The organism is Brasilonema bromeliae SPC951 (assembly GCF_012912135.1).
GTDB lineage: Bacteria > Cyanobacteriota > Cyanobacteriia > Cyanobacteriales > Nostocaceae > Brasilonema > Brasilonema bromeliae.
Genome location: NZ_QMEB01000314.1, coordinates 1 through 6,191 on the forward strand (window position 1 = coordinate 1; position 6,191 = coordinate 6,191).

At 43.8% G+C, this 6,191-nt stretch carries 6 protein-coding genes; all 6 read left to right on the forward strand.

Going from position 1 to position 6,191, the window contains the following annotated elements:
* Positions 1–1,067 (forward strand): energy transducer TonB (locus tag DP116_RS26380; protein ID WP_169157965.1); only part of this gene is annotated, 1,067 nt, incomplete at its 5' end.
* A 302-nt stretch (positions 1,068–1,369) separates the two neighbouring features.
* Positions 1,370–1,582: an NAD(P)-binding protein gene (locus tag DP116_RS26385; protein WP_246275806.1), complete on the forward strand. Its 213-nt coding sequence runs from the start codon at positions 1,370–1,372 to the stop codon at positions 1,580–1,582.
* Between the two features lie 365 nt (positions 1,583–1,947).
* Complete coding sequence (locus tag DP116_RS26390) at positions 1,948–2,412, forward strand: hypothetical protein (RefSeq protein ID WP_169157966.1); 465 nt, start codon at positions 1,948–1,950, stop codon at positions 2,410–2,412.
* Between the two features lie 45 nt (positions 2,413–2,457).
* Positions 2,458–3,198, forward strand: coding sequence for a cytochrome c biogenesis protein CcdA (locus DP116_RS26395; RefSeq protein ID WP_169157967.1), 741 nt, complete (start codon positions 2,458–2,460; stop codon positions 3,196–3,198).
* 15 nt (positions 3,199–3,213) lie between these two features.
* On the forward strand, positions 3,214–4,611 hold the full coding sequence (locus DP116_RS26400) for a cytochrome c biogenesis protein (RefSeq protein ID WP_169157968.1): 1,398 nt from the start codon (positions 3,214–3,216) through the stop codon (positions 4,609–4,611).
* A gap of 104 nt (positions 4,612–4,715) precedes the next feature.
* Positions 4,716–6,158 (forward strand): filamentous hemagglutinin N-terminal domain-containing protein, encoded by a 1,443-nt coding sequence (locus DP116_RS26405; protein ID WP_169157969.1) that lies wholly within the window; start codon positions 4,716–4,718, stop codon positions 6,156–6,158.
* The last annotated feature ends 33 nt before the right edge of the window (positions 6,159–6,191 follow it).

Sequence of the window (6,191 nt, forward strand, 5' to 3'; positions counted from 1 at the left end):
GTGGTGGTGGCGGCGGTGGTAACAGTCCCCGTATTGCCACCGGTTCAGGAGAAGGCACTGTGAGATCTGGCACAGGTACTGGTACTGGTATTGGTACTGGTAGTGGCTCAGGTTTTGGTTCAGGTATCGGTTCAGGTAGTGGCTCAGGTTTTGGTTCAGGTATCGGTTCAGGTATCGGTTCAGGTATCGGCTCAGGTATCGGCTCAGGTACTGGCTCAGGTATCGGTTCAGGTACTGGCTCAGGTATCGGTTCAGGTACTGGCTCAGGTATTGGCTCAGGTACCGGGAGTGGACAAGGAAGTGGTAAGACACAAGTTGCTACAGCTCCCAAACCAAGAACCCCTGCCCCCACACAGTTGGATTTCACACAGTGTGTCAGATGTGATATCAAGTATCCAGAAAAATCTAAACAGCGAGGTCTCGAAGGTAGACCTGGTATTGCTTTTGATGTTGACAAAAATGGTAATGTTAACAACATCAGGCTTGTCCGCCCTAGTGGTCACAAAGAGCTAGATCAAGCACTGATAGACTCTGCAAAAGATTTTAAATTAAATTCCGCAGCCTTTGGTAGACAAAACGTACAATTATTTGCAAATTTTGCTATCCAAGGGTCAAGGAGTAACCAAGAAGCTCAGCAACGTCAAAGAGAAAGACAACAAAGACTAGAGGCTCAACAGAAAAGACAACAAGAAGCACAACAGAGAAACCGCGAACCTGTTGCTAATGAGGAAGAAAATTCTGGACGTAGAAGACGAGCCATATCAACAACTCCAGAAGTAGCCCCGCAAACCACGCCAGAAACTGGAATCAGGCGCGGGCAAGATGTACCAAGTACACCTACAGAGTCAAATTCCGAACAAGCAACTCCACAGCCACCAACTTTAACTCAACCACTAGAGCAAAATTCTTCTTCCGAGCAGAATGAACAGCAACCCTCCGGTCGCCGCAAAAGAAATCTAGGCACATCTGACAATCAAAATGATTTAGGAGAGCAATTACGTAGAAGTCAAAATCAATCCCAGCCGTCAGAACAAGTCCCTTCGGATAGTAGTGGAAACAATCAATAAGGCTGTATAAAAAGTTATGCGATACAGATCTTGCGTAGATGTGGAGTAAATACTTCAACTGCACATCTACGCCACTTTGCTTTTGAGGTTTCGCCAGTTTGAAATCACGAGCAGAAATGTCTGCTAGTTGTTGTCCTTTACAAGCATGAGCAACTGGGAGGGAATTTATGCGTTCTCTCTAAAGAAAGATGAAAATATGTGAACTTGCAGTAAAACAGAATTAACGACAGGAAATTAAGATTAAAGCAACCCATGTTCCAAAAGAGCTATAAAGAAAATTTAAGTCTCAATTGGTAAAAATCATGGTTAAGAAAATCGCAATTATTGGTGCAGGATCCAGTGGACTCCTACTTGCTCACTACCTGTTGCATCGTGGTGACAAATATCAAGTTGACATTTATGAGCGCCGCAGCGATCCCAGAACTGTCTCATTCTCAAATTCTAGAACCTACCCCATCTCCCTAAACGAAAGGGGAATGAGCGCTAATCCCAAAAACCCGGTTTCTTCGAGTTGAGCATACGAGATATCAAGCTTGACGACAGAGAGAAACCGGGTTTTTTGCCCCTTCTTGACTACTGTACTGGCGCTCTAGGCTCATTCAAATAACGCTTGCGCCTATTGTTTGGTTTGTTAACTCTCCGTTTAGCATTTCCGGCTTGTGGCTGTGGACTTTTGACCGGAGGTAACGGAAGTCTCCGGTCAGAATTGATGGAGATAGAAATGCTTATTCCGCCTGTATGCTTGACTTGTTTCCAACAGTATAGTTATTTGTGTCGTGCTGCACTAGTTGAAATTACACAAATGTTGTGACAATTGGTAGTTAGTTACACATTTATACTGGGAAAACTAAGGACAGCTGATCTTCTAGAAGACATCTCTATGCTTCAGAAATGGTTCAAAAAATATCTAGAGTCTCGACCTGTCCTAACTGCCTACAACAATTTAGAAAAGACACAACCTCGACAGCATACCCACTTTATCTTGTTCCCACCCAATAGATGGTTTAACATCACACTTAACCATATTTTAGACCGACCGCAATGGTATAAAGGAGTACTCCACAATCATCCTTGGCCCAACGTCAGTCTGATTTTGAAGGGTGGCTATTGGGAGAAAACCAAGAACGGGGTCAAGTGGTATGGACCAGGCTCAATTATCTTCCGGTCTGCATACAAACACCACAATATCTGGATTAAAGATAATCAAGAAGCATGGACAATATTCATCCACGGACCAATGATGAAAAACAGTTTTGATTTCGTGCAGGATGGTGGATCTGTCACTCCAGAACAGCTTGGGTTGCCTATAGGTTTGGTGATCCGTGGAGCCTCAACGCAAAATTAAGCTAAAATTCAAGCATAGTAAGCATTTCCTGCTTTTATATCTCCCATGCTTGAAACCCTGCAAACCCGACTTTACGAACTAGAACAATTCGCTAACGCCCTTGTCGCCAACCAACTCACGCACTTAAGTTTGCTGAGTGTTGGCGTCATTTTTATCGCTGGGTTGCTCACTAGCCTCACACCCTGTATGCTTTCCATGCTACCGATTACAATCGGTTATATTGGTGGTTATGAAGCGAAAAGCCGTCTGCAAGCCGTTGCTCAGTCAACGTGGTTTGCTTTGGGATTGGCTACTACACTGGCAGGACTTGGTATTATAGCAGCTTTTGTGGGAAAAGTCTATGGTCAGGTAGGAATTGGGTTACCAATTATTGTCAGTATCATTGCTATTCTCATGGGGCTGAATTTATTAGAAGCTTTACCCTTGCAATTGCCCTCTTTTGGTGGAACAGAGTGGATTTCTAAAGAATTACCTCAAGGAGTGCGGGCTTATTTCATTGGTCTGAGTTTCGGTGTCGTCGCCTCTCCTTGCAGTACTCCTGTTTTAGCAAGCTTACTTGGTTGGGTTGCCAACACGCAAGACTTAATTCTAGGCGCTGTTTTGCTGATTTCCTATACAGCAGGTTCTGTCGCACCATTGATATTAGCGGGTACGTTTACAGCTTCGATTAAGAAATTGCTAGAATTGCGGCGTTGGTCAGGTTGGATTAACCCAATAAGCGGTGCATTATTGGTAGGATTTGGTGTACTTTCTTTAATTTCTCGGATTCCCGTAGGAAGTTTTTAGGTAAAAATTAGATAAATGACTATAGAAAATTCAGTTCCCAAAAAATCTATTTGGTCAGCATTTGGGCAGTTATTGCGACAAGAGTTATTGCCCGTGCTGACAGATTTACGCTTAGCAATTGTGATGCTGTTAATCATTGCAATCTTCAGCGTCACTGGTACAGTTATAGAGCAAGGTCAATCGTTAGCGTTCTACCAAGCTAACTACCCAGAACACCCAGCTTTATTTGGTTTTCTCACCTGGAAAGTTCTCTTAACACTGGGCTTAGACCATGTTTATCGAACTTGGTGGTTTTTAGCATTACTCATCTTTTTTGGGACAAGCTTAACTGCTTGTACTTTTACTCGTCAGCTACCAGCTTTAAAAGCTGCCCGTCGATGGAAATTTTATGATGAACCCCGTCAATTTCAAAAGTTAGCTTTGAGTGCGGAACTAGACAATGGTTCTGTGAATTCCCTCACTCAACTTTTGCAAAATCAGCGCTACAAAGTTTTTCAAGAAAAAGATGATTCTCTCTACGCCCGCAAAGGTATGATCGGACGCATCGGACCTATTGTGGTTCATATAGGTATTGTGACAATTCTTCTGGGATCTATTTGGGGAGCAATGACTGGTTTTGTTGCCCAGGAAATGGTGACCAGTGGTAATACCTTTCAAGTGAAAAATATCATAGATGCGGGGCCTTGGGCAACAGCACTACCCAAAGATTGGTCTGTGCGAGTCAATCGCTTTTGGATTGACTACACTTCTTCTGGTGGAATTGACCAGTTTTACTCAGACATGTCTGTTCTGGACAATCAAGAACAGGAAGTTGACCGCAAGACGATTTTCGTCAACAGTCCTCTGCGTTATCGCGGCGTGACTTTCTACCAAACTGATTGGGGAATTTCTGCAGTTCGAGTTCGTGTGAACAAAAGCCCCATTTTTCAACTACCGATGGCGCAACTAAACACCAACGGTAAAGGACGCATCTGGGGAACTTGGATTCCTACTAAACCAGATTTGAGTGAGGGTGTCTCCTTACTAGCAAAAGACTTGCAGGGAACGGTGTTGATTTACGATGGTACTGGCAAGTTGGTTGACACTGTTCGCACTGGAATGTCCACATCTGTTAATGGTGTGACGTTGAAAATTCTGGATGTCCTTGGTAGTACTGGCTTGCAAATTAAAGCAGATCCAGGAATACCAGTTGTTTATACAGGATTTGCCTTGCTGATGCTAGGTGTGGTGATGAGTTACTTTTCTCACTCCCAAATTTGGGCGTTGCAGAAAGATGGTCGCTTATATGTGGGTGGAAAAACGAATCGTGCTCAGGTCGCTTTTGAACGGGAAATGTTGGAGATTTTGGATAAGTTGAGTTTACCTACACAAGGTGAGGAGAAAGCGGTTGCGATAGAACCTCATTCGGCTTAATTATAGAATAAACTCCTTTATTTATTGTTTGCACAAATAAAATTCAACCCATAATTGTGATTTACTGAGTATTAGTGCAAATACCATAAAAACTGGAGGGTGCAATGTCCAAGTTGGGTGCTCGTTGGGGTTGGCTCTTAGGAATTGCGATCGGTGGTGTGTATATTTGGAGTGCACATTGCGCTTCTGCTCAAATTACACCGGATGCCACTCTACCCAATAATTCTATCGTCACACCCTCTGGTAATACGATAAATATCACTGGCGGAACTCAAGCGGGTAGCAACTTGTTCCACAGCTTCAAAGAGTTTTCTATTCCCACTGGTAACGAAGCTTTCTTTAACAATACGGTTGACATTGCGAACATTATTACCCGTGTCACAGGTGGGTCACGCTCTGATATTGATGGTTTCATCCGAGCTAATGGCACAGCCAACTTATTCCTGATAAATCCCAATGGCATTGTTTTTGGACCGAATGCACGGTTAGATATTAAAGGCTCGTTTATTGGTAGTACTGCGAGCAGTCTAAAGTTTGCCGATGGTACGGAATTTAGCGCGACCAATTCTGGTGCCCCCCCTCTATTAACGATCAGCGTTCCACTGGGGTTGCAATTTGGTTCAAATCCTAAAGAAATTCAGGTGACCGGACCAGGGCACGAATTGTCATATCAAGATGATATCATCGAGTATAATAACGGCTCTAAAATCAATCAACCCATTCCCGTTCTTAACAGTAGCCAACCAGGATTGCAAGTGAGTAAGGGGAAAACCTTAGCACTGGTAGGAGGGAATGTGTCTATTGAGGGTGGCATTCTCAAGTCACCAGAAGGACGTATTGAAATCGGCAGTGTTGGCAGCAATCAGGCTGTGAGTCTCGTGCCGATAGAACAAGGTTGGAAGCTGGGTTATGAAGCTGGGACGAGTTTTGCAGACATCGGGTTTTCAGGGAAATCGTTTCTGAGTGCCACAGGAGATGGTGGTGGTGCGATCGCAATCGCTGGTAGAAATATCAATATTACCTCTGAGTCAATAGTACGAGCTGATACGCTGGACAATAGAAATGGGCAACAAATTAGTATCCTTGGGGATGCGATCGTTGTCGATAGATCCAACATCGGCGCTAACAGCTACAGTTCAGGGAATGGCGGACAAGTAAAGCTGGAAGCCAACAACATTACGTTTAAGAATAACAGTGGCGTAGGAAGTCAGGCAGCAGCATCGGGAAAGGCGGGAGACATTACCCTTATAGCTAAGAATTCTTTTGTTGTCAGTAATCAAAGTGGGCTAGGCAGCCCTACCTTTGGTGTAGGTAATGGCGGAGTGATAAACGTTGAAGCTAATTCGGTGCTGCTTGAAAAGGAAGCTGGATTTGGTGCGAGTTCTTTTGGTAAAGGCGGCGTCGGTGAAATCAATATTAAAGTTGGCGATTTGGTAATGCGCGATTCTGGTATTGGTAGTGACTCCTCATCGGTAAGTAATGGTGGAAAAATCAACATCAACGCAAATTCTTTTCAACTCGAAAGAGGGTTGGGAACTGTAACTTAAAATCTGTAAATATCTGGACATAACTTCCGGAAT

What these genes read in the sequence shown, in the direction of transcription:
- DP116_RS26385 (WP_246275806.1), top strand. Translation starts at nt 1,370, where the DNA reads ATGGTTAAGAAAATCGCAATTATTGGTGCAGGATCCAGTGGACTCCTA.
- DP116_RS26390 (WP_169157966.1), top strand. Translation starts at nt 1,948, where the DNA reads ATGCTTCAGAAATGGTTCAAAAAATATCTAGAGTCTCGACCTGTCCTA.
- DP116_RS26395 (WP_169157967.1), top strand. Translation starts at nt 2,458, where the DNA reads ATGCTTGAAACCCTGCAAACCCGACTTTACGAACTAGAACAATTCGCT.
- DP116_RS26400 (WP_169157968.1), top strand. Translation starts at nt 3,214, where the DNA reads ATGACTATAGAAAATTCAGTTCCCAAAAAATCTATTTGGTCAGCATTT.
- DP116_RS26405 (WP_169157969.1), top strand. Translation starts at nt 4,716, where the DNA reads ATGTCCAAGTTGGGTGCTCGTTGGGGTTGGCTCTTAGGAATTGCGATC.